The organism is Soehngenia sp. (genome assembly GCF_055108775.1).
Window position 1 is genome coordinate 21,287 of the sequence record NZ_JBSQIL010000006.1, and the last position, 26,202, is coordinate 47,488.

Below are 26,202 nucleotides of genomic sequence, written 5' to 3' on the forward strand. Positions count from 1 at the left end.
AACTAAAGATATTTGCTAGCTATTGACAATATCTTTTCATTTTTTGTTATCAGCATAATATCCTCTTTTGTTATAGTCTTTGTAGCAAATAAAGCTATGATATATGCTATTACGCCTAGAAAAACTGCTACTAAAGTTGAAATTGAGTTGCCTAAAACCATGTTTATCAAGTAGTAGCCTAGCGCAACAACTATTGCCATCAACAATGAAGAAATCATAGGTTTTATTAGAATATCTCTTAATTCTAAATCTATTTTACCTCTTGTTACCACATACCTCAAATTTAACATGGAAGCAATTGCATATGCAGTAACTGTACTAATTGCTGCCCCATTAATATTTATTGAAGGTATAGCCGTTAAAGTATATGTTAAAAAAATCTTTGCCATTGCTCCAATAAACAAGTTTCTTACGGGTATAAATGGCTTTCCTAGCCCTTGAATTATGGCTGTCAAAGATTGAACTAATGTAAGAAATATTACACCAAAAGACAAATATCTTAATATTCTCCCTGTACTAACTATTACTTCCTCAGTATTGCTAAAATACAAGAGCCTGATTATTGGTTCAGCTAAAACAAATAGCCCCAAAGCGCATGGCATTCCTATCAATAAAGTTATTCTAATACCAGATGAAATTGTAGAGTTTAATTCTCCTTTTTCTCCTTTTGCTTTAAGTGAAGAAATAGCAGGAACTAAACTCATTGCTATGGCCATCGAAAATACTTGTGGTAGATTTATCAGTGTTTGTGCCATCCCTTTTAGTTGTCCATATAAAGCATTTGATTCTTGTTGAGAAAAAGATATCGATTGAAGTCTTCGCAATACCAATCCAGCATCTATTGCATCCATAATTGGTGCTATAGCAGACCCAATTGTTATTGGGATTGCTATTAATAATAAATCTCTAATGATGCTTTTGGCTGGGTAATCCTTAACTTCAATTGCTCTATTAGACTCTTTTTTTATGGTATCCCTAAATAAGTAATAAATAAAAACTATGCAAATAGTTCCGAATAATGCTCCTACAGAACCTCCTAAAGATGCTCCACCTGCAGCTATTGGAATCCCATTATCTAGCAGTATTATCGTTAAAGTAAGTCCAAATACCACTCTAAATAATTGTTCTATGATTTGAGATAGTGCAGTAGGCACCATATTTTGTCTACCTTGGAAAAAGCCTCTAAAAGCTGACATTATAGGTACAAAAAGCAATGCTGGCGCTAGTGCAATAAGTGCATAATAAGCATTTGGATTACCTAAGAATTCGACTATTCTATTTGCAAATATCAATAATATGGAAGATGTAACCACTCCGGCAATTGCCATTACAGTAAGTGCTGTTTTAAATACTTTATTAGCATTTGTATAATCTCCCAGTGCCCTTCTTTCTGAAACGATCTTAGCTACCGCTACAGGTATACCTGAAGTTGATATTGTAAGTAATAAAACATAGAAAGGATAAGCAGTTTGATAATATCCCATACCTTCATCTTTTATAATGTTCGAGAGAGGTATTCTATATATCGCTCCTAATATTTTGACAATCACTCCAGCTATTCCAAGAATAGCTGCCCCTTTTACGAAATTATTTTGTTTTGACATCTAATTATCCTCCTGGATGAATTAATTAAAATAATCATAATAATCTTTAATCTTTGATTCATCTTTTAACATTGTTACATAGGCAATATAACTCTCTTTTTTTAGTTCTTGTACTATATCTTCTCTTAGTTCTTCTAGTGTTTCAAGTTTATCTGTAAGCTTTATTATATAGTATCCATTAGGAGCTTTTATTACATCGCTTATCTCTCCTATTTCTAGCTTTTTTATATAGTCATCTAAAAAAGGATTTATTCCGCCTCTTACAAACCCTATGTCTCCTCCATGAATTGCAGATATACTATTTTCGGATTCAATCTCTGCTACTTTTTCAAAACTCTCTCCATTTCTAATTCTATTTAATACTTCAAAAGCTTTCTGTTCATCTTCTAAAAATATCTCACTAATCCTATACTTTATCAACATATCTTTGTAATTTCTATAATAATCATCTATTAATTTTTCTTCAATTTCTATGGTTTCAAAATAATGAGCTTTATGTTTGTTTATCATCAATTCATTTTTTTCTAATCGCTCTATTTCTTGCCAACTTACACCAATCTCGTCAATAACTTCAATAAACTCTTCTTTTACATCTCCTATCATTTCATCGATATATTCAGCCAATTCATCATCAGTTATCACCAAGCCACTTTTTGTAAAATCCTGTTCTATAATTTTTTCAAGAATGAGTTTGTCTAGAACATCTCTTTTTAGCTTGGATTCATATGTCTTACCTGGTTCTACTTCTTCATAAAGAAATTCCTTAACATTTTGGTGCACAAAAAATGCTTTATATATCTCAAGTTCTTTATTGTATTCTTCAATTGTAATTTCTTCTCCATTTACCACAGCGATTATCCCTTTTTTATTCGAAGCACAACCAGTTAGCAATATTGCTAATGATAATGAAAGGAATAGAATCCTTTTTATATTATTATTCAAATAACCACTTCCTTTTATACATCTTGAAGCTTATTGTTGATTTTGTCAATTATTTCAACTAATTCTAGAGTTGTTTTAAGTTTGTCCTTTTTTACCCTAACAGAAATGTTTGCATCTTTTGTTAAATCAAATGAAATATTATTTTTATACAGATCTGTTAAAGAAGAAATTAGCTCTAAAGATAGCTTATTTGAATTAGCAAAATAAATTTTTAAACCTTTATCTGTTTGTTGAATATTTATTATTTGATTTCTACTTGCAAGATATCTTATATATGAAATCATTATCAAATTATAGACTGGTTTAGGAATGTCGCCGAATCTATCGATTAATTCATCTGTTAATTCTTGTATATCATCATTGTTTTCAACTGATGATATTTTTCTATAAATCTCTATTCTTTGCTCTTCTTCTTCGATATATGATGAACTGATAAAAGCATCTAATTTCAAATCTATTGTAGTGTCAACATTTTCAACTGTATTTACACCTTGTACCTGTTGAATAGCCTCTCTCAAATATTTAATGTATAAATCATATCCTATGCTTTCAATATGACCATGTTGACTTAACCCTAGTAAATTCCCAGAACCTCTGATTTCTAGATCCCTCATAGCAATCTTAAATCCAGCTCCAAATTCTGTAAAATCTTTGATAGCTTTCAATCTTTTTTGAGCTACTTCACTTAAAACTTTGTCTTTTTGATACATAAGATAAGCATAAGAGAGCCTGTTTGTTCTGCCTACTCTGCCTTTTAACTGATAAAGCTGAGATAATCCAAATTTATCAGCATCATGAATTATTATTGTGTTTACATTTTGTATATCCATTCCTGTCTCTATGATTGTAGTACATACTAATACATCAAATACGTTATTTATAAAATCAAGCATAACATTCTCTAATTGTCTTTCTGTCATCTGTCCATGGGCTACTCTAAAGCTTGCCTCAGGTACTAATTGTTCAAGTTCAAAAGCGATTTTTTCAATAGATTCTACTCTGTTATAAACATAGTAGACTTGCCCACCTCTTGAAATTTCTTTTAGTATAGCTTCTCTAATAAGTGATTTATTGAATTCAGATACATATGTCTGAACAGGATATCTTTCTTCTGGCGGCTCATCAATAATGGACATATCTCTAATACCAATTAAACTCATATTTAGTGTCCTTGGTATAGGTGTAGCGCTTAATGTTAAACAGTCAACATTTTCCTTAAGCTTCTTCAAGGCTTCCTTGTGTTTAACTCCAAATCTCTGTTCTTCATCTATTATAAGCAATCCTAAATCTTTGAAAACTACATCACTTGACAATAATCTATGTGTTCCAACAACAATATCTATCGAACCTTTTCTTATCATTGATATTGTGTTTTTTATGGTTTTAGAAGAACTAAATCTGCTTAAAATTCCTATTTTTACAGGAAAATCAGAAAATCTTTCAATAATTGTGTTATAGTGTTGTTGCGCCAATATTGTAGTAGGGACTAAGATTGCTACTTGTTTTCCATCCATTACTGCTTTGAAAGCAGCCCTTAAAGCTACTTCTGTTTTCCCATATCCTACATCTCCGCAAAGCAGCCTATCCATAGGTCTTTTTCTTTCCATGTCAGCTTTTATTTCCTCTACAGCTCTTAGTTGTCCTTCAGTTTCTTGATATGGAAAACTTTCCTCAAATTGCTTTTGCCATACAGTATCTTTAGAAAATGCATATCCTTCTATGCTTTCTCTCTTGGCATAAAGTTCTACGAGGTCTTTGGCCATTTCCTCAATAGCTTTCTTGGTTTTATTTCTCTTTTTGACCCATTCTATACTATTTAAGCTGTTAACCTTAGGCAAGTTTGTATCATTACCTACATACTTTTGAATCATATTCATTTGTTCTATTGGCAAGTATAGTTTGTCTTTACCTTTATAAGCTATTGATAGATAATCTTTTTTTACTCCACCTACTTCAAGTTGTACAATTCCTAAATATTGCCCAATGCCATGATTCTCATGAACTACATAATCGCCTTCATTTAAATCCCCTAAAGATATAGAATCATTGCCTTTTGATTTCTTCTTTATGCTTTTTTTAGTCCTTTTATTAGTACCTAATATATCCCTATCACTGATTAAAACAAATTTAGCACTTTCATATTCAAAACCTTTCTCCAGGCTTCTTGGAATTAAAAACACTTGAGAAGACTGAATAACTTCGTTTTCACTCTCTATTATTGATGCATAAACATCAGCCTCATCTAGTTCTTTTTTTAATCTCTGAGCACGTTCTACACTTCCTGAAAAAATTATGATTTTATAGCCACGATAAATATATCTTTTTAAATCATCTAAAAGAAAATTAAACTTATTTGCATAATATGAACCTTGTTTTGTTGAAATTTGATGTATTGACTTAGGTGGGAAATCTCTATCCTCTTTTAGAAAAAAGCTTGATATTATTATGTTTTTTCCTTTTAAGATCTTCGTAAATATTGAATAATCAAAATTAAATTTTAAATGACCACTAAGTATCTCCCCAGTATCAAAAAGCTCCAATAGTTCCGAATTGTTCATTTCTTTATTTATCTTGATTTTTTCCTCAATTTTTACTGGCTCTTCAATAAAAATAATACAATCATTAGCTAAATATTCGACTATGTTCCCAAGAATATCTTCTTTTATATAAGGTATTATTAAGTCTAAGTTTGCTAAATCACTGTTTTCATTTAGTTTTTCAATTATTGAATTGAATTTATTAACTGCCGCATCACTTGCTTTGGCGTTTTTTTGTCTTTGCAAATATTTGTTTAAATCTTTTATTATATTTTGTGCAGAATATTTTTTTTGAGATTCAGATAAAAATATCTCTTTTGTAGGAATTATGTCCACTTCATTTGTGTTCTCAATAGACCTTTGAGTGATATGATCAAAGTATCTAATTGAATCTATTTCATTGTCAAATAACTCAATTCTTACGGGATAAGTATTGTTTGGAGAATAAATATCTATTATTCCTCCTCTAATGCTAAATTGTCCTTTCCCTTCAACAAGATTTACCCTCTCATATCCTATTTCTACTAGTTTATTTTGAATCGATTGAATATCTATTGTGGTATCTATATCTATATGCATTATAGATTCGATAAATATATGCCTATCCATTAACATATTGAATAAGCTAAGAGGACTTGATGTTATTATCATATTATCATTTTTGATAAGTCTGTATAAAATTCTCAGTCTTTCGTGTGTGATTTGATTGCTTAATGCTTCTATATCGTAAAAAATTGTTTCCCTTTTAGGAAAATATTCTATATCATCACTGTTTGTCATTGATGTTAAATTCTCAGCTAATTTTTTCGCTCTTGTTTCTTCAGAAGTTATAATAAAAATTTGCTTGTTTAAATGTTTATTTAGTGCATAAGTAATATGCGAAATATTTTCTTCAATTAATCCATGTATCATTATTGGAAATTCGCTTTTTTCAATGCTCTCATTTAGTTTTCTATAAGAATCCAAATTTAACAATGGATCAATTAAAACATTTTTCATACTTTTCCCCTCTTAACACCTTAAGCCCAGGTTAAACCTGGGCATCTAAGTTAATCATTATATAAGTTCATAGCTTTATCTATTCCATCTTTTATAAATGTTTCTACTGCATCTGCTGCCTTTATTATAGCTTTATCAATCTTTATTTTTTCCTCTTTGGTAAAATCACTAAGAACAAAATCAGCTAAATCCCAAGCCTGTGGTTTTTTGCCAACACCTATTCTAATTCTAGGAAAATCAGTGCTGTTTAATTCTTTTATAACAGATTTCATACCGTTATGAGTTCCGCTTGAGCCTTTTTTTCTTATTCTTATTGATGCAAAATCTATATCTATATCATCGTAAATAATCAACAGGTTTTCAAGAGGTATTTTATAGAAAGCAACAGCTTTTTTTATAGCTATACCGCTATTGTTCATATAAGTTATTGGTTTAAGCAAAATGACTTTTTCTCCAAAAAGGTTTACTTCCCTAGTAAAACTGTCAAATTTAACTCTGTTTATATCTATATTATTTCTTTTAGCCAGTTCATCGACTAGCATGTATCCTATATTATGTCGAGTATTTGCATACTCTTGGCCTGGATTACCCAGCCCGGCAACTATTATCACCGAACCATCTCCTTGTTCAATTGAAAATTATGCTTACTGACTGATTGCTGTTAATTCTTTTTATAGCTTCGGCAAATAAAGGAGCTACGCTTACTATATCAATTTTATCTATCTTTGCCATTTCTGGTAATGGTATGGTATCTGTAATTACAAATTTTTCTAATACCGAATCATGAATTCTCTCTATGGCAGGTCCTGAAAGTACTCCATGAGTTGCACAGCCGTACACTTTATTTGCTCCAAAATTTTTCAAAACACTTGCAGCTTTTACAATTGTTCCCGCTGTATCAGCTATATCATCAACTAAAATTACATTCTTGCCTTCAATATCACCTATTACATTCATAACTTCAGAAACATTTGCCTTTGGTCGCCTTTTTTCTATGATCGCTATTGGAAGATCTAAAATATTAGCAAAAGTTCTAGCTCTAGTAACGCCACCTAAATCAGGTGAAGCTACTATCGAATCTTTATCGATAATATTTTTAAAATAGTTTGCCAACAAAGGTATCCCAGATAAGTGATCAACAGGAATGTCAAAATATCCTTGTATTTGTCCTGCATGTAAATCCATAGTTACAACCCTATCAGCACCTGCTACAGCAATAAGATTAGCTACCAATTTGGCAGTAATAGGTTCTCTTGCTTTTGTCTTTCTATCTTGCCTTGCATACCCATAATATGGTATTACAGCATTAACTCTCCCTGCAGAAGCTCTCTTAACCGCATCAATCATTATCAGTAACTCCATTAGATTGTCATTTACGGGTGAACATGTTGGTTGAATGATAAACACATCTGCTCCTCTTACCGTTTCTCTTATATCGACATTTATTTCTCCATCACTAAAAGTCGATACTTCACAGTCGCCAAGTTTAGCATTCATCTCTTCGCATATTTTTTTTGCAAGCTCTTTGTTGGCATTACCACTAAAAGCTTTAATCTCCCCATAGCAAAGATTCATTTGTATTTTCCTCCTAGTTATTTATGTTTTATTAATCCCTTTTTCTTAACCCAACCTTGAATGTTTACTTGTCTTGCTCTAGCTATTGAAAGGTCTCCTTCATTTACATTTTCAGTTATTGTTGAACCCGCAGCTATGTATCCATATTCTTCTACTATAACTGGAGCAACTAAATTGGAATTGCTGCCTATGAAAGCATTATCTTTCACAATAGAGCGATATTTATTTTTGCCATCATAGTTAACAAATACAACCCCACATCCAATATTAACATTTTTACCTACTTCAGCATCTCCCACATAAGATAGATGAGCTGCTTTAGAATTTTCACCAATAGATGAATTTTTAATCTCTACAAAATTCCCAATTTTGACATTATCTTCTAACCTGCAATTTGGTCTTAAGTGTGCAAATGGGCCTATATGACAGTTGTTTCCAACTATGCTTGATTCTATAAGAGTTGATTCTATTTCACAATTATCACCAATGATGCTATTTGATATTCTAGTTATCCCTCTAATTATACAATTCTCTCCTATTCTAGAACCACTTTCTATTTCAGCTCCTGGAAATATAATCGTATCATAACCTATGCTTACGTTTGGTTCAATGTAAGTATAGTCAGGATCAACTAGAGTAACTCCATTATCTAAATGGTATCTGTTTATTCTCTTTTGCATAATTTTTGAGGCATATGCTAACTGCTCTCTTGAATTTACTCCAATTATCTCTTCAAAATCGTCAATTTTATATGCACTTACCCTTAAGCCAAGTGAATTTAAAATCTCGATTGCATCAGTTAAATAATATTCATTTTGAACATTATTGTTGTCTATTTTTTTTATCGAATCCTTTAAAGCTTTACCATTAAAACAATAAATTCCAGAATTTATTTCATTTACTCTTCTTTCATCTTCCGATGCATCCTTTTGCTCTACTATCTTTAATAAATCACCATTGCTCTTTCTTATTATTCTACCATATCCAGTAGGATCTTCAAGTATAGTAGTTAAAACTGTAGCAATGCTATTTGTGTTTTTGTGATATTCTATGAGATTTCTCAACGATAAACTTGTTATAAGAGGTGTATCTGCACATAAAATGATTACATTGTCATTATCTTCGACCTCATCAATTGCCTGCATTACTGCAAACGCAGTTCCATATGGATCATTTGTTCCTGTCGGTTGTTCTTTAATGATTGAATCAGTTTCTTTTAAATAAGCAATAAGTTCTTCTTTTTTATGACCAACAACAACCACTTTCTTTTCTATGTTTGCATTAGTAGCCTCTTCTAAGACATATGAAATCATAGGTTTACCACAAATTTTATGTAATACTTTTGGATGCCTTGATTTCATCCTCTTGCCTTCTCCAGCTGCAAGAATTATTCCAATATTCAATCTATCACCACCTTTTGTTTTACTCTCTTTATTTATTTTATCCCAAAACAAAAATAAGTCTATATCAAATTACAATATTTGATGATAAATTTTAAGTCAAAAAAAGTAAAAAAGCCTATTGGCTTTTTTACTCGTTGATTTCAGTCTGTGCTGTGTGTTCTTGTGCTAATGTTTTTTCATACTCTTCAAAAACTGCTTCTTGGATTTTTTGCCTTGTGGTGGCATTAATTGGGTGAGCAATGTCTCTAAATTCACCATCTGCCATTTTTCTGCTTGGCATAGCAATGAATAACCCATTTTGCCCTTCTATGACTTTTATATCATGAACAACAAATTCATCATCAAAAGTCACAGACACTATTGCCTTCATTTTGCCTTCTTCTGTTACTTTTCTTACCCTTACGTCTGTTATCTTCATAGTCTCACCACCTTCCTAGACGAAACAATCACATCCAAATATATATATTCTAATTTTTTAGAAAAATACCTTTATTTATTTTAACTTTATTTATTTTAAATTTAAAAAAGTATTTAATATTTATCTCATTGTGATATAATTTATCCGAAAACCAATTAAAATAATAAAAAAAACAATACTATATATTGATTATATACGTCTTCAGGAGGAAAGTAAATGTTTGAATTTAATTTATATGAAAAAATTTTCAAAAAAATCCATTTTATTGGTATAGGTGGAATTAGTATGAGTGGTTTAGCAGAAATTCTTCATTATAAAGGTTTTTCCGTAACAGGAACAGATGTGAAAAGAAGTTCTGTCACAGATCATCTCGAAAATATTGGAATCAAGGTTTTTATTGGTCATGATGAGAAAAATATAGATGATTCTGATTTAGTTATTTATACTGATGCTGTTTCGCAAGATAACGAAGAATTAAATGCGTGTTTAAAAAGAGGTATCCCCTTAGTTGATAGAGCAACATTTTTAGGGGCATTGATGAAAAATTATAAAAATAGCATCGGTATTTCTGGTACTCATGGAAAGACAACAACAACTAGTATGCTTGCAAGCATACTTAATCACAATTATTTAGATCCTACAATGCTTGTAGGTGGAAATTTAGATGACATAGGTGGAAATGTAAAATTAGGTTCAGATGATTTGCTTTTAACTGAAGCTTGCGAATACAAGGCTAATATTTTGAAATATTTTCCAACAATTGCAGTGATTTTAAATATTGATGAAGATCATTTAGATTATTTTGAGGATATTGAACACATAAAAAACACTTTCAAAGCATATTTTAAAAATATACCTGATTATGGTTATTTAGTTGTTAATATTGATGATGAGAATATAAATTCTATAATAAATCATGTAAATTCAAACATAATTACTTTCGGAATCAATAATGAAGCAAATATAAATGCTAGAAATATTGAATATGATTTTAGAGGTTATCCTTCTTTTGATATTTACAAAGATAGTTCATTTATAGGCAATCTGAAGCTGAATGTAATGGGAGAACATAATATATATAATGCTTTGGCAGCTTATAGTGTTGCTAATTTAATCGGAATTAATGATGAAGATATACTCAAGAGTTTATCTGCTTTTCACGGAGTTCATAGGAGACTAGAGAACAAAGGATTCTTAGGTGATATCAAGATAATCGATGATTATGCTCATCATCCAACTGAAATCATGGCTTCTTTAAGAGCTATTAGAAATTCATCAAAAGAAAAGATTTATTGTGTTTTTCAACCTCACACTTTTACAAGAACGAGAATACTGCTTGATAGTTTTGCCAAAGCTTTTTCCGATGCAGATAAAGTTATTATAGCTGATATATATGCTGCTAGAGAAAAAGATTTAGGAGAAATTCATTCTAGAGATCTTGCCGAAAAGATACGACAAGCAGGTACTGATGCTATTTATTTAGGATCATTTGAAGATATTGAAAATTTTCTATTAAAAGAAGTAACTAATCACGACATCATAGTTACTATGGGAGCAGGGAATGTATACGAGATAGGGGAAAATCTATTAAATCTATATAATCAAAATAGAGAAAATAAAATAGTAGTATAAAAAAGCAGGTTAAATAACCTGCTTTTTAATATTCAAAAAACCCTTTTTTAGTTTTTCTTCCTAGTAAGTTCCCACGAACCATCTTTCTTAATAGTGGATGAGCTCTATATTTAGAGTCTTTAAATTCATCATACAAAACATCCATTATAGCTAGGCAAACATCCAAACCAATCAAATCAGCTAAAGCTAAAGGCCCAATAGGATGATTAGCTCCTAGTTTCATAGCTTCATCTATGTCTTCTGCTGTTGCAACTCCATCGGCTAAAATACCTACTGCTTCATTTATCATTGGAATAAGTATTCTATTAACCACAAACCCTGGAGCTTCTTCAACTTCTACCGCCACTTTATCAAGTTTTACTGCTAAATCAAATATAATTCTCTTAGTTTCCTCTGAAGTTGCAATCCCTTTTATGACTTCGATGAGTTTCATAACTGGTACTGGATTAAAAAAGTGCATGCCGATTACCTTGTCAGGTCTATTTGTTGCGTTAGCAATTTCTGTAATAGACAAAGAAGAAGTATTTGTTGCTAGTATGGCTTCTTTCTTACAAACTTCATCTAATTTCTTGAAAGTTTCTTTTTTTATGTCCATATCTTCTGAAATGGCTTCAATAACTAAATCACAGTCACTTAAATCATCATAAGATGTAGTAATGGATATTAATGATAGAGCTTTTTCCATATCCTCTCTAGACATCTTCTCTTTTGACACTAATTTATCAAAAGCTTTTTCAACCGGTGTTATGCTACCCCTTTTGTTGTTTTCATCGATAGATCTTACCCAAACGATTACTTCATATCCTTTTTGAGCAAAAACTTGAACAATTCCTAATGCCATTGTGCCTCTGCCTAATACACCTATCTTTTTCATTTTTCGCCTCCATTATTTACCCTTAAATTGAGGGGCTCTTTTTTCAACAAATGCCTTCATGCCTTCTTTTTGATCTTCTGTTGCAAAGCACAGACCAAATAAATTTTTTTCTATTTCCATTCCTGTCTCGATGTCAACTTCAGCACTTCTGTTTATAGCCACTTTTGAATACCTTACTGCTGGTTGCGATTTTAATGCAATTTTTTTTGCCATGTTAATGGCTTCGCTCAAAAGTTCATCAGGATTAACTATCTTATTAACTAATCCAATTCTAAAAGCCTCATCTGCTTCTATTATGTCAGTGGTAAAGATAAGTTCTTTAGCTTTTGCAATCCCAACTAATCTTTGAAGTCTATTAGTTCCACCAAACCCAGGAGTTATCCCCAATCCAACCTCTGGTTGACCGAATTTAGCTTTATTTGATGCTATTCTAATGTCACATGCCATAGCAAGTTCTAATCCTCCACCTAATGCATATCCATTTATTGCAGCAATGGAAGGTTTTTCACAAATTTCTATCTTTCTAAATACGTCAAGACCTGCTTGAGCAAATTTTCTAGCGCTAGCTGAATCTAAATCTTTCATTTCTGTTATGTCTGCTCCAGCAACAAAAGCTCTTCCTTCTCCCGTGACTATAATAACATAAACTTCTTCATCACTGATTAACTCATCCACAGCTTTTGAAATTTCAGACAACAATTCTAAATTTAAAGCATTTAAAGCACTTTGCCTGTTAATAGATAAGATGCCGATGTTTCCATCTTTCTTTAAAATGATATTTTCATAGTTCAAGCTATCACCCCTCTTTGTTTATAATATAACAATCTTTATTGTTTTTCAACTTAAATTCCACACCAAATTTTAAGAATTATTCAGGTTTTCCCAATAGTTTAAACATATTTTTCTTATACATTTCGACTCCAGGCTGATCAAATGGATTAATTCCTTGAATATATCCAGAAATTGCACATGCTTTTTCAAAGAAGTAAATCAAACTTCCCATATTGTACTCATCCAATTTTTCAATCTCTATAACTAAATTTGGAACATTCCCTTTTACATGTGCTTGCAGAGTTCCTTCAAAAGCCTTCTCATTTACATAGCTTATAGTCTTTCCTGAGAGATAATTTAGTTTATCTAAATCCATTTCTTCATTTTCAATAGTCATATCTTTGCCTAATTCTTTAATTATTAAATTTGTTTCAAATATATTTCTTTTACCATCTTGAATCCATTGTCCCATTGAATGTAAATCTGCAGTGAAATTTACACTTGCTGGATATATTCCTTTCCCATCCTTGCCTTCTGATTCACCATATAATTGCTTCCACCATTCCGAAATAAAAGATAATGATGGCTCATAGTTTGTCAAAATCTCAATATCTTTACCTTTTCTATTTAAAATTTGCCTCGATGCTGCATACATATAACATTCATTCTCAAACAAATTATCATTTGAATATATCTTCTCAGCATCAAAAGCACCTTTTAATATTTCGTCAGTATTTATATTTGAAACAGCTATCGGAAGTAAGCCTACTGGAGTTAATACAGAATACCTTCCACCTATATCATCAGGTATTATAAATGTTTCATATCCATTTATTTTAGCTAATTCTTTTAATGCTCCTTTGCTTTTATCTGTTGTAGCAATGATTCTTTTCTTTGCTCCTTCTTTTCCATACTTTTCTTCCATGAATTTTTTAAAAAACCTAAATGCAATAGCTGGTTCTGTAGTAGTTCCTGATTTAGAAATTACATTTACATATACCTCTTTATCTTTGATTACTTCAAATAAGTCAGATAGATATTTCCCAGAGATATTGTTCCCTGCAAATAACACCTTAGGACTTTTGCTCTTTTCAATTAGGTTATAAAAGCTATGATTTAATGCCTCTATGACTGCTCTTGCCCCCAGATATGAACCTCCTATGCCTATTACTATGAAATAATCCGCATTTTCCCTTATTTCATCAGCTTTATTTAACAATCTCTTATATTCTTCATTATCAAAATGCAATGATAAATCAAGCCATCCAGTAAAGTCATTTCCTTGCCCTGTTCTATCATGAAGCATTTTATGTGCTAATCTAACCTGAGATTCCATAAACTTATATTCGTAATCTTTAATAAATGAATTTGTATTATCAAAATTTATTCCCATATTTTTCCTCCTTTAACTCTTCACTTCTACTAAAACTAATGCATAATCATCTTTTTGCTCTCCCCAACTGTGTATAATAAATTTGTCTTCGATTTCATGAAGCAAATTGTCAGGGTGATTTTTAACTGTATCGAGCACTCCTTCTATTCCAAACTGTTTTCCATTATAGTCCATAGCTTCAGTTATGTCATCAGTGTATAATAAGATTTTGTCTCCAATATTTAGTTTTACTTGCTTTTCTTCATAGTTCATCTCATCAAACAAAATGGTAATAGGATATCCTTTCATTTTTAATGGATTGACATCAATGCTATTGAACTTTATAGGATAGCAGTTATGCCCAGCATTTGAATAGGAAAAAGTACTTTCAGTTCTGTTGTATACACCATAAAATATTGTGAAATATTTATCAGGTTCTAAGCCAAATTCTATAAATCTCTTATGCAATTCTAAAAGTGCTTTAGATGGGCTCTTAATTTCGTCTTTTATATCTCTCATCATTTGTTTAATAAACATAGTAAGCATAGAAGCAGCAATCCCATGGCCCGCTACATCGCTTATATATATGCCTATTTTTTCATCATCAATGCGAAATACATCGAACATATCTCCACTAAGCATTTCTGATGCTTTATAAATATATTCTATATTAAGATTTTCAAACATTCCTTGCCTGGGCAAAATTTTCTCTTGTACTTTTCTTGCAAATTTTAAATCTTCACTTATGAGTTTATTTCTCTCCAGTAATTCTAATTCTAGTTTTCTCTCTCTTGTAACATCTCTAAAAACTTCAACTGCAGCGACAATATCACCATCAACATTTCTTACTGGTGAACTCTTTACAGAATAATACCTACCGTTGACTATTTCTTCCTTTTGGAAAGTTTCCCCAGAAAATATGCTTTGTAATGTTATGCAATGAACACATCTATCCTCTTTGGTCAAAATATTATAACAACTAGAGCCAACTATGTCTTCTCCCAAATCTCTTTTCATAGCTTTATTTGCATATATTACTAGTCCTTCTTTCGATACTACTCTTACCCAATCTGCCATTCCATCTAATACTTGATAATTTAGTATCCCATGTTGAAACATAGTAATTTTGCTATTTAATTTATTGTTACTTTCTATCACAAAATCACCCCGCGGTATATACACTATCCTTCATAATTTACTTTCTCTTCTTTATCCTCTAAATATCTAGCTAAAGCATATAAACAATCTGATAATCTGTTAACATATTTTATTAGAGTTTCATCTACATACTCTTCTTTAGATAATGAAATTATTCTCCTTTCAGCCCTTCTGCAAATAGTCCTTGCAACATGCAAATGAGCTGATTGTTTGTTAGTCCCCGGGATGATAAATCCTGTTGGATTGTTTATTTTGTCCATATAAATATCTATTATATTCTCAAGATAATCAATATCATCTTCTTTTACTCTGTATTTTATCTTATTTTGATCCATTGTTGCTAGGTTTGATGCCACTACAAATAACTTGTTTTGAATTTTGAACAAAATTTCCTTTATTTCATCTTCTTCTACATAATTCTTTGCTAAACCTATAAAACTGCCAAGTTCATCTATCGTACCATAGCTTTCTACTCTAATATCATCTTTATAAACTCTCTGATTGTCAAACAATGAAGTAGTCCCTTTATCTCCTGTCTTAGTATAAATTCCCATAAAATCACCCTTCCTTTGTTGGTTTAGGCCCAAAGAATTGATAATAATCAACCTTTATTCTTCCATTATACAACTTTCTCTTTCTATCAGATTTTCTGCCAAAATAATGTTCAAATTCCTCATCGCTTGTGATAACATATATTGACCATTTGTCTAGTTCTCTAAATTTATTGCCAAAATCTATATATAACTGTCTAACCTCATCGTTGTCTCCCATTCTAATGCCATATGGAGGATTGGTTATTAAAACACCATATTCGTTTTTTATATCAACCTCTCTCATATCTTTGACAAAGAAAGTTATTTCATCGTCCAATCCCAAATTCGCCAAATTATCTCTTGCAATCAAAATTGATTTCTTATCAATGTCACTTCCCATAATTCTAAGTTTAACATCATGTTTTACAGAATTTCTTGCTCTAACCCTTTCTGCTTTAACAAGTTCTTTTGAAAATACTTCCCATTCTTCAAAATCAAATTTTCTGTCTAATCCAGGAGCAATATTTTTGCCTATTAATAAGGCTTCCAATAGTATAGTTCCAGATCCACAAAAAGGATCGTATAAAAGTCTGTCATTGTTCCAATAGCTTAGCATCACTAAACTTGCAGCAAGAGTTTCTTTAATGGGGGCTAAATTTGCTCTATTTCTATAACCTCTCTTATGAAGTCCATCTCCCGATGTATCAAGAGTAAGTGTCGCGATATCTTTATTAAGTGAAACTTCTACTTTAAATCTAGCTCCAGTTTTTGAGAACCACTCCACATCATAGTTTTCTTTCAGTCTTTCAACTATAGCTTTCTCTACTATGCTTTGGCAATCAGAAACACTGAATAGCTTTGAATTTAGGCTTTTTCCAGAAACTAAAAAATTGCCATCTATATCTATCCATTCTTCCCATGGGAGTTCTTTGGTTTTATCAAATAATTCTGCAAAACTAAAAGCTTTAAATTCTCCTACTTTAATAGATATTCTTTCTGCAGTCCTAAGCCACATATTCAATTTAACTACATCTTCTATTTCGCCTCTAATGGTTATCTTGCCATTTTCAACTTTAAATTCATCATATCCTAAATTTAACAGCTCTCTTTTTGTTAAAGCTTCTAACCCAAAAGTTGTTGAAGCTATTATATCAATTTTTTTCAATTAATCCCACCTCATATTTATATTATACTTAAAATTTGAATTAATACCATTTATTTGTTGTAATAAAAAATTTTTGGGTATAAAAAATAAGGATAAAATTTTAAAGGAGGGGTAATATATGAGTATAGGTAATTTATATCAAACAGGAGACTTTAAGGGTGAAAAGCATGTTCCAGTAATCCATGCTCCAGAGACTGTAAAAAGAGGAGAAAAAATAGAGGTAAAAGTTTTAATTGGTGAAGAAATTCCTCATCCTAATACATTAGAGCATCATATATCATGGATCAAGTTGTACTTCAAACCAGAAGGATCTAAATTTCCAGTTGAATTAGGAACATATGATTTTAATGCTCATGGTGAATCTGATTTATTCACAGAGCCTTGTGTTGTATCTGTTTTTAGTACGACACAACCAGGTACATTATATGCTACTAGCTATTGTAATATTCATGGCTTGTGGGAAAATGCAGTAGACATAAAAGTTGAGGCATAATTAACTTGACAACAAACAATTTATATATTAGTATGGTGTTAATTGAAAATTAGACGATGAAGGACTTTATTAGAATATATGATGTGCTTTTAGAGAGCTAGTGTTTGGTGGAAACTAGTAGCAGTCAAGTATTCGAATTACAATCTGGAGTTTTGAGGTTTTCACACCATACGTGTATGAGGCTTTAAGCGAATTAAGGTGGTACCACGGGTCTTCTCGTCCTTTAGATGAGAAGACCCTTTATTTTATTTTAGGAGGGATATATTTTGGAAAATGTTTTTGATATTCTTAGTGAAAGAGGATATATAGATCAAGTAACACATGAAGAAGAATTAAAAGAATTGCTTGGCAAAGAAAAAGTTACATTTTATATAGGATTTGATGCCACTGCTGATAGTTTAACATTGGGTCATTTTTTGCAAATAATGGTTATGACTCATATGCAAAGAGCTGGGCATAGGCCTATAGCCCTAATTGGCGGTGGGACTACTATGATTGGTGATCCATCAGGAAAATCTGATATGAGAAGAGTTTTAACAAGAGATATAATCGACTACAATGCTAATAGATTTAAAGAACAGTTGTCAAAATTTCTTGACTTTTCTAATGGTAATGCAATAATGGTAAACAATGCAGATTGGCTGTTGGAATTAAAATTTGTTGATTTTATGAGAGAAATCGGTGTACATTTTTCAGTTAATCGAATGCTTACATTTGATTGCTACAAAAATAGATTAGAAAAAGGTCTTACATTTTTTGAGTTCGGTTACATGCTAATGCAAAGTTATGATTTTCTTTATTTATATAGAAACTATAATTGCAAACTTCAGCTAGGCGGAAGTGATCAATGGTCAAATATAATTGGAGGATACGAATTAGTAAGAAAACTTGAAAATGATACAGCATATGGCATGACTTTTCAGCTCTTGACCACTGCATCAGGAAACAAAATGGGAAAAACCGAAAAAGGCACTATATGGCTTGACAAAGATAAAACTTCACCTTTTGATTTCTATCAGTATCTTAGAAATACAGATGATAGAGATGTTAAGAAGTTCTTATATCTCTTGACATTTTTATCTAAAGAAGAAATTGAAGATTTGACAAAAGAAGGTGGAGAAAGTTTAAATAAGGCCAAAGAGGTATTAGCCTATGAAGTTACCAAAATGGTACATGGTAAAGCTGAAGCAGATTCCGCTTTAAATGCTGCTAGAGCATTATTCTCAAATGGTGGAGATGAAAATTCTATTCCTCATACAATTATGGAAAAATCCATCTTTGAAAATGGAATAAATGTAGTTGATTTGTTGTTTGAAACTAAACTTGCTAAATCAAAAAGTGAAGGTAGAAGATTGATTGAACAAGGTGGAGTAAGTCTAAATGGAATTAAAGTAGAATCAATAGATAAAATTGTAACATTGTCAGATTTTACTGATAATAAACTGATGATTAAGAAAGGTAAAAAACAATATCATCAAATCAGATTATAATGTGGAAATTTCCACATTATATTTTTTATTAATATTTGATAAATAAGTATCAATTTTACACTTTTACGCTTGATTAAAAAAATCTAAGGTTTATAATAATAATTGGGGATAAATATTTTAATTTTTTTTATAATGATAGTTATTTTTTTAACATTTATGAGGGGTGAATTTGTTGAATAACGGTATGAATTTTGATTTAAACGAGAAACAAACTCTTATGAGAAAATTGTTTCGAGAATTTGCAGAGAAAGAAGTAAAGCCTCTAGCAGCAGAAATCGATGAAGAGGAAAGATTTCCTATTGAAAATGTAAGAAAAATGTCAGAGCTTGGTATGATGGGAATACCTTTTGAAAGCAAATACGGAGGTTCAGATGGAGATAATTTATCATATATCTTAGCAGTAGAAGAACTTTCAAAAGTATGTGCAACGACTGGTGTAATTCTATCTGCACACACATCTCTTTGTTGTAATCCAATCTATGCTTATGGCACCGAAGAGCAGAAGATGAAATATTTAGTGCCTTTGGCTAAAGGTGAAAAACTTGGTGCATTCGGCCTTACAGAGCCAAATGCTGGATCAGATGCTGCAATGCAACAAACTACTGCTATTAAAGAAGGAGACTATTATAGAATAAACGGCTCTAAAATCTTTATAACGAATGGTGGATATGCAGACATCTACATCATATTTGCAATGACCGATAAGCAAAAAGGAACTAGAGGTATATCAGCATTCATAGTTGAAAAAGATATGGACGGTTTCTCAATAGGTAAAATCGAAAAGAAGCTTGGAATTCATGGTAGTTCTACTGCTGAATTGATTTTCAAAGACCTTTATGTTCCTAAAGAAAACCTATTAGGTCAAGAAGGTAAAGGTTTTGGGATAGCTATGTCAACTCTTGATGGCGGAAGAATAGGTATCGCTGCACAAGCTGTTGGAATAGCTCAAGGAGCATTAAATGAAACTATAAAATATGTAAAAGAAAGAAAACAATTTGGAAGGCCTATATCAGCTTTTCAAAACACTCAATTTATAATCGCAGATTTGCAAACAAAGATAGATGCAGCAAGACTTTTAGTGTATAGAGCTGCTTATTTGAAAGATACTAATCAAAGCTATACTACTGAAGCTGCAATGGCAAAGCTATTTGCTGCTGAAGTGGCTATGGAAACTACTACAAAAGCTGTTCAGCTACATGGTGGATATGGTTATACAAGAGATTATCCAGTAGAAAGAATGTTCAGAGATGCAAAAATTACTGAAATCTATGAAGGCACATCTGAAATTCAAAGATTAGTAATATCAAATAAATTATTAAAATGATAGGAGTCGATTATGAATATACTAGTATTGTTAAAACAAGTTCCAGATACAACTGAAATGCAAATAGACAAAGAAACCGGCACACTTATAAGAACAGGTGTTCCAACAATAACAAATCCCGATGACTTAGCAGGGTTTGAGATGGCTTTAAGAATAAAAGATGAAAAAGGAGCTAAAGTTACCTGTATAACAATGGGGCCTCCTCAAGCAAAAAATATGCTTAGAGAATTATATGCAATGGGTGCTGACGAATGTATTTTAGTAAGTGACCCTAAATTTGGCGGTGCTGATACTTGGGCAACTTCAAATACTTTAGCTGCTGTTATAAATCAATTAGATTATGATCTTATTATAGCTGGCAGACAAGCTATTGATGGAGATACAGCACAAGTTGGACCACAAACAGCTGAAAAATTAGGGATACCACAAATAACTTATGTTGACGGAATATTAGAAATAAACGATGAGAAGATTAGGGTAAAAAAAGCTTTAGAAAATAGTTATGAGATACTTGAATGCCCTCTTCCATGTTTAATAACAACATTGAGCACAATTGCTACCCCAAGGTATATGAGTGTTAGAGGAATAAGTCATGCTTTTGATAAAGATATAAAGGTTGTTACATTTAACGACATTGACATTGATCCTTCAATAATAGGCTTGAAAGGGTCTCCTACAAAAGTAAAGAAGACCTTTACAAAAGAAGCTCACAAAAATTCTGATGTACTAGAATTAGATCCAAAAACAACCGCTAGAAAAATTGTTGAAACACTAATAGATTTTAAGTTTATTGGTAAATAAGGAGATTGAGATATGGATATAAAAGAATATAGAGATATATATGTATTTTGCGAGGAGAAAGATGGAAATATAAATGATGCTTCTTTGGAATTGTTAGGTGAAGCTCGTAGATTAGTAGAAAATAGACCTCAACTTGGATATAAAGTAGTTGGAGTTGCAATTGGTAATTTAAGCGAAGACTTAATAAAAGAAATAGGATATTATGGTGCTGATAAAATCATCTGGCTATATAATAAAGATATAAATCACTATAGTACCGAAATATTCACTACTCTATTTGTTGATGAGGTAATAGAAAAAGATAAACCTGATATCGTACTCGTTCCTGCTACAGTAATGGGAAGAGATTTAGCTCCTAGAATTGCAGCTAGATGTGATACTGGTTTAACAGCAGATGCTACCAAACTTGAATTTGACCCTGAAAATGAAAATTCATCATTATTGTATGTTACAAGACCTGCATTTGGAGGAAATTTATTTGGTACTATCATAAATGAAACGAAGAGACCTCAAATGACAACTATTAGGCCTGGAGTAATGGAAAAACTTCAAAAGGATACCACTAAACAATTTGAAATTGAAAAAAGGGAAGTTTCCATTATAAACATAAATGATCCAGTGAAATTAGTTGAAGTACTTCCAAGAGATCACATGGCTGTAGATATTACAAAAGCAGACATAATAATCTCTGGCGGTCGTGGAATTGGTGATAATTTCCATATTCTTGAGGAATGTGCTAAAATGATCGGCGCAGAAGTCGGTGCTTCTAGAGGAGCAGTAGACAAAGGTTATATTTCAAAAGATCGTCAGGTTGGTCAAACTGGTAAGACAGTAAGACCTAAAGTTTATATAGCATGTGGTATTTCAGGAGCCGTTCAGCATTTGGCTGGTATGGAAAAATCAGATTTTATAATTGCAATAAATAAAGATCCAGATGCTCCAATATTTAGCGTAGCAAATATTGGATTTGTCGGAGATGCTTTAGAAATAGTTCCTCTTATTACCGAAGAAATAAAAAGATACAGAGAAAGACCATATTAATATAGTGAGTGCATATGCACTCACTATATTAATGTTATCGCTCCCATAAGCCCATATGATTCTTTATCTCGTCTATAAGAATGCAAAAATTCGGTTGAATAGGTAGATAAATCTATGTCAATAACATTTTCCTGTTTCAAACCCTTCTCTATCAATGCTTGCTTGTTAATTCCTTTTATATCTATTAAATACTTAGTTGTATTTTTAATAGCTGAAAAATCCGATATATTTGAAAATTTTTGCTCAAACATTAAATAAACATCTTCTTCTACCTCAAAATCTTCTTTATCGATTGAAGGTCCTAGTACTGCTATTAAATCAGTAGGAATTGATGAAAAGTTTTCTATCATCATATCTATAGCTTTTCTAACAATTGTTTTTAATGTACCTCTCCAACCCGAGTGAATATTTGCATGAACTTTATTGACTGGGTCATAAATAATAATTGGAGTGCAATCAGCAAACCTCGTAATAAGTCCAATACCTCTTTTATTTGTCATCAAGCCATCTGTGTCGTTAAAATGTCTTCCTATATTATTTTCTATACCATCATAAATGCTATTAACAATCATAACATTATCCCCATGAACCTGTAGCCCATTAAAAAGCATTGTAGGTCTTTTACCAATAAATTCATATGCTTTGTCTAAATTTAATTTCACGATATTAGGGTCTTTAGTAGTTTTTAACCCAATATCCATATCCTTAGTAGTAAAGCAATGATATAAACCCTTTTGTCTTAATTCTTTTACATAAATAAATTTATTATTTTCATAACAAACAATGTCGTAATTCAATTTACTCCTACCTTTCTTCTATTCCTGTTATTATAGTTCTCCAATTTCTTTCATTATATCTATAAACTGCTTTGTCATTCTGGCTGTAAAACCCCATATGATATATTCTCCATATTGATAAAATAATACAGCATGCTTTCCTTCTCTAAAATTATAATCTCTACCCTTTGGAATAAGCTCATAAGGAAAAGACTCATTACTTTCGGTTTTTAATACTAACTCAAAAATCATTGGCTCATGTGTTAAAAAATAATCTAGAGGTACTGCAAATATATGATCAACTTCATCCTGATTAGGTTTAATATCTTCTAATCTTATGTTTTTTATCTCTCCAAGAAAACAATGAATCGTAAAATTAGCATAAGATATTAAGTAATCTAATTCTCCTATTTTACATATATTTTCTTCATCTATATTTAACTCCTCCATGGTTTCTCTCAAAGCAGCCTGTTCAAAAGTTTCATTTTTTTCAACTCTTCCTCCTGGAAATGAAATTTCTCCAGGTTGAGCCAAGAGGGTAGAAGCTCTTAATTCATATATTATATGCCATTTATCATCTATTTTTATCAATGGAATTAAAACGGAGTATTTATTTTTTATATCTATTGGTTGGGGTATTCTTGAATTTAATTTTCTTTTTAATTCTTCGATATTCATTCTATACCTCCAGATTTCTAATCATATCATAAGCTATTTTTATCAATATATCATCTCTCATAGAAGTATTCATGATATTTGCTTTAACCAGTATTTTTTCAAAAGTTGATATCTGATTTGGAATTACTAAAGCTGGCTGTTTTTGCAATAGACTCACACATTCTTTAAATTCATAAATCTTAAATTTTTCTATTTCATAATATGCTAATAACACCTCTATAAGAAATAACACAAAATCTTCATAGTCATAGTTATCATTAAGATCTAATAACTTTGCAATCCTAGGAATGATTATTTCAAACAATGTTCTCTTATTAGGGGCTTCAGTTATATTTAGAGTTTCTGCTATTGATTCTAAACAATCTTCCTTTAAATTAGATAACAGATGAAAATAATATTCTTCACCTAAAGGATAAAAATAGTACTTATTGCCTTTTAATCCATTTATTACTTTAAGAGCATCATAATAACCAAGTTTTAAATTTTGTATAGCTAAATCTTTTTCATAAGTAAATGAATTCCCAATATTGTCAGAAGGTGAAATAGTTATTATGTTATATTTGTCCTTAGGTATTTTTCTAGTTATACCTAATGCTTTAGTTCTAATTAAAATCAAATCAGTAAATCCTTTATCAATAAGCATTTTGTATGGAAGATTATCATAATATGCTCCATCTAAATAATACTTTCCATTTATCCTTTCTCTTTTAAAAACTGGCAAATAACAAGATGCAAGAATATATTCTTTCATTTCACCAACGGGTATATCTTCTTTAAATAATTTCAATGGCTTTAAATCTGAAACATTTACTGTAACTAGTCCATAATCTAATCTTGACTTTCTGATTAAATCTTCATTTATATAAGTGTCAATTAAATTTTTAAGTGGAGTTATATCAAATCCACCATCGACTATAACTTCTCGCAATGTGCTTAAAAATATTCTAATTTCATCTTTATTTGGTCTAGACTCTCTAAACTTTCTAATTTCTTCTTCATTTGCATTAATAACATTTGTATAATTAACATTTTGCCAAAGTTCATAAGCTATATCAAAATCACCTTGAGCTATCATTGCTCCATTAAGTGCTCCTACCGAAGTACCAACAATTGCACTTATTTCAAAGTCATTTTCTAAAATTGCTCTATATGCTCCTAAATGATAAGCTCCTTTTGCTCCTCCACCTTCTAAAGTAACTCCATACATATAAAAACCTCCTCATTGATAAATATTATATACCCATATAATATAAATATATATTTATGTTATAATACATTTTAATAGGAGGTTTTTATATGGAAACTAGAAAAAATTGGAATAAATATTTTATGGAAATTACAGAAATGGTAGCATCACGCTCTACTTGCGATAGAGCATTTGTGGGTTGTGTTTTAGTAAATGATGAACATAGAATTGTTTCAACGGGATACAATGGGTCTGTGTCAGGTAACCCTCATTGCGATGACGTTGGGCACACTATTAGAGATGGACATTGTATAGCTACTATACATGCAGAAATGAATGCACTTTTATATTGTGCTAAAGAAGGGATTTCTGTAAAAAATTGCATAGCATATGTAACTCATTTCCCCTGTCTTAACTGTACTAAAGCTCTAATTCAAGCTGGTATTAAAAAAATATATTATAAGCATGAATATAATGTGGATGAATATGCCTTATATTTGTTAAAAAACAACAAAGTAGACATTGAAAAGTTAGAGTAGCTTAGAATTCTTTGCCAATTTATCAGCTTCTTCATTAAATTCATCCCCAGAATGTGCTTTTACTTTAATAAAATTTACATTTAATTTGTCTTTTATAGTATCGTAAAATTCTTTATAAGCTTTAGTGCCAGCCTTTGTGGTTTTCCATTTTCCTAAAGCCCAATTCTCTATGCCCATATAATCATAATAAAGAATTAACTTCTTCACATTGTTTTCAAGTGCCCATTTCATTACTTCTTCTGCACCTTTGATTTCTCCAGCGACATTTCTCATATTGGATAGCTCTGCATCCTCATATCTTTGTGAAAATGTTATCTTTTCTCCTTTGTAAAAAATTACTGCTCCAAATCCAAACGTATGTGTTTCCAAGTCGAAACTTCCATCGATATAAGCTATGGCAGTGTCTTGATTTAAATCTATGGAAGGATTTTTATCTGTTGATTCTTCCTCTATAAATGCCTTTGCCTCTTCATAAGTTTTAAACTTCTTGTATTCAGCGCCACTAAAACCTTCTACTTCTCTTTTACAATCCTCCCACGAATTATATATCCCAATATTTCTTCCTTTCTTAACTGCGTAAAACATATTCCACCTCATTGAATTTATTGTTTAATATTATCTTTAAATTTAGAAAATATCAAGTAATTTCTTTCTATATATTATAAGTTCGTTATATTTGTATCATTTTTAATATTATTGTTAATTTTCAGTTATTTATATTGTAACTAATTTTTATTTCTGCTACAATTAAATTAATTGATATAAACGTTTTCTTATATCAATTAATTTAATTAGATAGTTGCAGAATACAAAATTAAAAATATATAGAGTTATCCACAGCTAAAATTAAAAATTCAATAGATTTTGCAATTAAACAATTAATTAATTATA

At 30.9% G+C, this 26,202-nt stretch carries 24 protein-coding genes and 1 other annotated feature; of the genes, 7 read left to right on the forward strand and 17 right to left on the reverse strand.

Annotated features, from left to right (window positions below):
- Nucleotides 1-2 precede the first annotated feature (2 nt).
- From ACTB1H_RS01775 to spoVG, 7 genes are all read right to left on the reverse strand, one after another.
- Entirely contained in the window at nucleotides 3-1,604 is a 1,602-nt protein-coding gene (locus ACTB1H_RS01775; protein WP_463261118.1) for a putative polysaccharide biosynthesis protein, read from the reverse strand.
- A 21-nt stretch (nucleotides 1,605-1,625) separates the two neighbouring features.
- Nucleotides 1,626-2,546 carry a peptidylprolyl isomerase gene (locus tag ACTB1H_RS01780; RefSeq protein WP_463261119.1) on the reverse strand — a complete coding sequence of 307 codons (921 nt, stop codon included), beginning with the start codon at nucleotides 2,544-2,546 and terminating at the stop codon, nucleotides 1,626-1,628.
- A 14-nt stretch (nucleotides 2,547-2,560) separates the two neighbouring features.
- Nucleotides 2,561-6,082 carry a transcription-repair coupling factor gene (gene mfd / locus ACTB1H_RS01785; protein WP_463261120.1) on the reverse strand — a complete coding sequence of 1,174 codons (3,522 nt, stop codon included), beginning with the start codon at nucleotides 6,080-6,082 and terminating at the stop codon, nucleotides 2,561-2,563.
- Nucleotides 6,083-6,132: 50 nt separating this feature from the next.
- The gene (gene pth / locus ACTB1H_RS01790) at nucleotides 6,133-6,693 is read right to left on the reverse strand and encodes an aminoacyl-tRNA hydrolase (RefSeq protein ID WP_463261121.1); all 561 of its coding nucleotides are present in this window, start codon (nucleotides 6,691-6,693) and stop codon (nucleotides 6,133-6,135) included.
- Between the two features lie 16 nt (nucleotides 6,694-6,709).
- A complete protein-coding gene (locus ACTB1H_RS01795; RefSeq protein WP_463261122.1) occupies nucleotides 6,710-7,657 on the reverse strand; it encodes a ribose-phosphate diphosphokinase in 948 nt (315 codons plus the stop codon).
- 17 nt (nucleotides 7,658-7,674) lie between these two features.
- Nucleotides 7,675-9,060, reverse strand: a complete 1,386-nt coding sequence (gene glmU, locus ACTB1H_RS01800) for a bifunctional UDP-N-acetylglucosamine diphosphorylase/glucosamine-1-phosphate N-acetyltransferase GlmU (protein WP_463261123.1) — start codon at nucleotides 9,058-9,060, stop codon at nucleotides 7,675-7,677.
- A gap of 127 nt (nucleotides 9,061-9,187) precedes the next feature.
- Nucleotides 9,188-9,478, reverse strand: a complete 291-nt coding sequence (spoVG, locus tag ACTB1H_RS01805; RefSeq protein WP_463261124.1) for a septation regulator SpoVG — start codon at nucleotides 9,476-9,478, stop codon at nucleotides 9,188-9,190.
- Between the two features lie 216 nt (nucleotides 9,479-9,694).
- Between spoVG and murC the strand changes: the two genes are divergently transcribed.
- Nucleotides 9,695-11,110 carry a UDP-N-acetylmuramate--L-alanine ligase gene (gene murC, locus ACTB1H_RS01810; RefSeq protein WP_463261125.1) on the forward strand — a complete coding sequence of 472 codons (1,416 nt, stop codon included), beginning with the start codon at nucleotides 9,695-9,697 and terminating at the stop codon, nucleotides 11,108-11,110.
- Between the two features lie 25 nt (nucleotides 11,111-11,135).
- Here murC and ACTB1H_RS01815 read toward each other — a convergent pair whose 3' ends face one another.
- From ACTB1H_RS01815 to ACTB1H_RS01840, 6 genes are all read right to left on the reverse strand, one after another.
- Complete coding sequence (locus ACTB1H_RS01815; RefSeq protein ID WP_463261126.1) at nucleotides 11,136-11,984, reverse strand: 3-hydroxybutyryl-CoA dehydrogenase; 849 nt, start codon at nucleotides 11,982-11,984, stop codon at nucleotides 11,136-11,138.
- A 12-nt stretch (nucleotides 11,985-11,996) separates the two neighbouring features.
- Entirely contained in the window at nucleotides 11,997-12,776 is a 780-nt protein-coding gene (locus ACTB1H_RS01820) for an enoyl-CoA hydratase-related protein (RefSeq protein WP_463261127.1), read from the reverse strand.
- Between the two features lie 76 nt (nucleotides 12,777-12,852).
- Nucleotides 12,853-14,148: a glucose-6-phosphate isomerase gene (locus tag ACTB1H_RS01825; RefSeq protein ID WP_463261128.1), complete on the reverse strand. Its 1,296-nt coding sequence runs from the start codon at nucleotides 14,146-14,148 to the stop codon at nucleotides 12,853-12,855.
- Between the two features lie 12 nt (nucleotides 14,149-14,160).
- Nucleotides 14,161-15,285 (reverse strand): SpoIIE family protein phosphatase, encoded by a 1,125-nt coding sequence (locus ACTB1H_RS01830; protein WP_463261129.1) that lies wholly within the window; start codon nucleotides 15,283-15,285, stop codon nucleotides 14,161-14,163.
- A gap of 23 nt (nucleotides 15,286-15,308) precedes the next feature.
- The gene (locus tag ACTB1H_RS01835; protein ID WP_463261130.1) at nucleotides 15,309-15,839 is read right to left on the reverse strand and encodes a cob(I)yrinic acid a,c-diamide adenosyltransferase; all 531 of its coding nucleotides are present in this window, start codon (nucleotides 15,837-15,839) and stop codon (nucleotides 15,309-15,311) included.
- A 4-nt stretch (nucleotides 15,840-15,843) separates the two neighbouring features.
- On the reverse strand, nucleotides 15,844-16,983 hold the full coding sequence (locus tag ACTB1H_RS01840; RefSeq protein ID WP_463261131.1) for a THUMP domain-containing class I SAM-dependent RNA methyltransferase: 1,140 nt from the start codon (nucleotides 16,981-16,983) through the stop codon (nucleotides 15,844-15,846).
- 118 nt (nucleotides 16,984-17,101) lie between these two features.
- Here ACTB1H_RS01840 and ACTB1H_RS01845 point away from each other — a divergent pair, with 118 nt between their 5' ends.
- The 5 genes from ACTB1H_RS01845 to ACTB1H_RS01865 all read left to right on the forward strand — a co-directional run bounded on the left by ACTB1H_RS01845 (nucleotide 17,102) and on the right by ACTB1H_RS01865 (nucleotide 22,132).
- Nucleotides 17,102-17,476: a class II SORL domain-containing protein gene (locus ACTB1H_RS01845; RefSeq protein ID WP_463261132.1), complete on the forward strand. Its 375-nt coding sequence runs from the start codon at nucleotides 17,102-17,104 to the stop codon at nucleotides 17,474-17,476.
- A gap of 47 nt (nucleotides 17,477-17,523) precedes the next feature.
- Nucleotides 17,524-17,703, forward strand: a binding site (T-box leader).
- Nucleotides 17,704-17,742: 39 nt separating this feature from the next.
- Nucleotides 17,743-18,966, forward strand: coding sequence for a tyrosine--tRNA ligase (tyrS, locus tag ACTB1H_RS01850; protein WP_463261133.1), 1,224 nt, complete (start codon nucleotides 17,743-17,745; stop codon nucleotides 18,964-18,966).
- A gap of 184 nt (nucleotides 18,967-19,150) precedes the next feature.
- The gene (locus ACTB1H_RS01855; RefSeq protein WP_463261134.1) at nucleotides 19,151-20,290 is read left to right on the forward strand and encodes an acyl-CoA dehydrogenase; all 1,140 of its coding nucleotides are present in this window, start codon (nucleotides 19,151-19,153) and stop codon (nucleotides 20,288-20,290) included.
- A gap of 12 nt (nucleotides 20,291-20,302) precedes the next feature.
- Entirely contained in the window at nucleotides 20,303-21,091 is a 789-nt protein-coding gene (locus tag ACTB1H_RS01860; RefSeq protein ID WP_463261135.1) for an electron transfer flavoprotein subunit beta, read from the forward strand.
- A gap of 12 nt (nucleotides 21,092-21,103) precedes the next feature.
- On the forward strand, nucleotides 21,104-22,132 hold the full coding sequence (locus tag ACTB1H_RS01865) for an electron transfer flavoprotein subunit alpha/FixB family protein (RefSeq protein WP_463261136.1): 1,029 nt from the start codon (nucleotides 21,104-21,106) through the stop codon (nucleotides 22,130-22,132).
- Nucleotides 22,133-22,155: 23 nt separating this feature from the next.
- Here ACTB1H_RS01865 and pgeF read toward each other — a convergent pair whose 3' ends face one another.
- The 3 genes from pgeF to ACTB1H_RS01880 are packed head-to-tail and all read right to left on the reverse strand — an operon-like array spanning nucleotide 22,156 to nucleotide 24,793.
- Entirely contained in the window at nucleotides 22,156-22,929 is a 774-nt protein-coding gene (pgeF, locus tag ACTB1H_RS01870; protein WP_463261137.1) for a peptidoglycan editing factor PgeF, read from the reverse strand.
- A 30-nt stretch (nucleotides 22,930-22,959) separates the two neighbouring features.
- Nucleotides 22,960-23,586 carry an NUDIX hydrolase gene (locus ACTB1H_RS01875; RefSeq protein WP_463261138.1) on the reverse strand — a complete coding sequence of 209 codons (627 nt, stop codon included), beginning with the start codon at nucleotides 23,584-23,586 and terminating at the stop codon, nucleotides 22,960-22,962.
- Between the two features lies 1 nt (nucleotide 23,587).
- On the reverse strand, nucleotides 23,588-24,793 hold the full coding sequence (locus ACTB1H_RS01880) for a patatin-like phospholipase family protein (protein ID WP_463261139.1): 1,206 nt from the start codon (nucleotides 24,791-24,793) through the stop codon (nucleotides 23,588-23,590).
- A gap of 89 nt (nucleotides 24,794-24,882) precedes the next feature.
- On the opposite strand from ACTB1H_RS01880, the gene ACTB1H_RS01885 reads away from it, so the two are divergent.
- The gene (locus tag ACTB1H_RS01885) at nucleotides 24,883-25,311 is read left to right on the forward strand and encodes a deoxycytidylate deaminase (RefSeq protein ID WP_463261140.1); all 429 of its coding nucleotides are present in this window, start codon (nucleotides 24,883-24,885) and stop codon (nucleotides 25,309-25,311) included.
- Here the strand turns inward: ACTB1H_RS01885 and ACTB1H_RS01890 are convergent.
- Entirely contained in the window at nucleotides 25,303-25,896 is a 594-nt protein-coding gene (locus ACTB1H_RS01890; protein WP_463261141.1) for a ribonuclease H1 domain-containing protein, read from the reverse strand. The two genes, ACTB1H_RS01885 and ACTB1H_RS01890, sit on opposite strands and share 9 nt — an antisense overlap.
- Nucleotides 25,897-26,202: the final 306 nt, after the last annotated feature.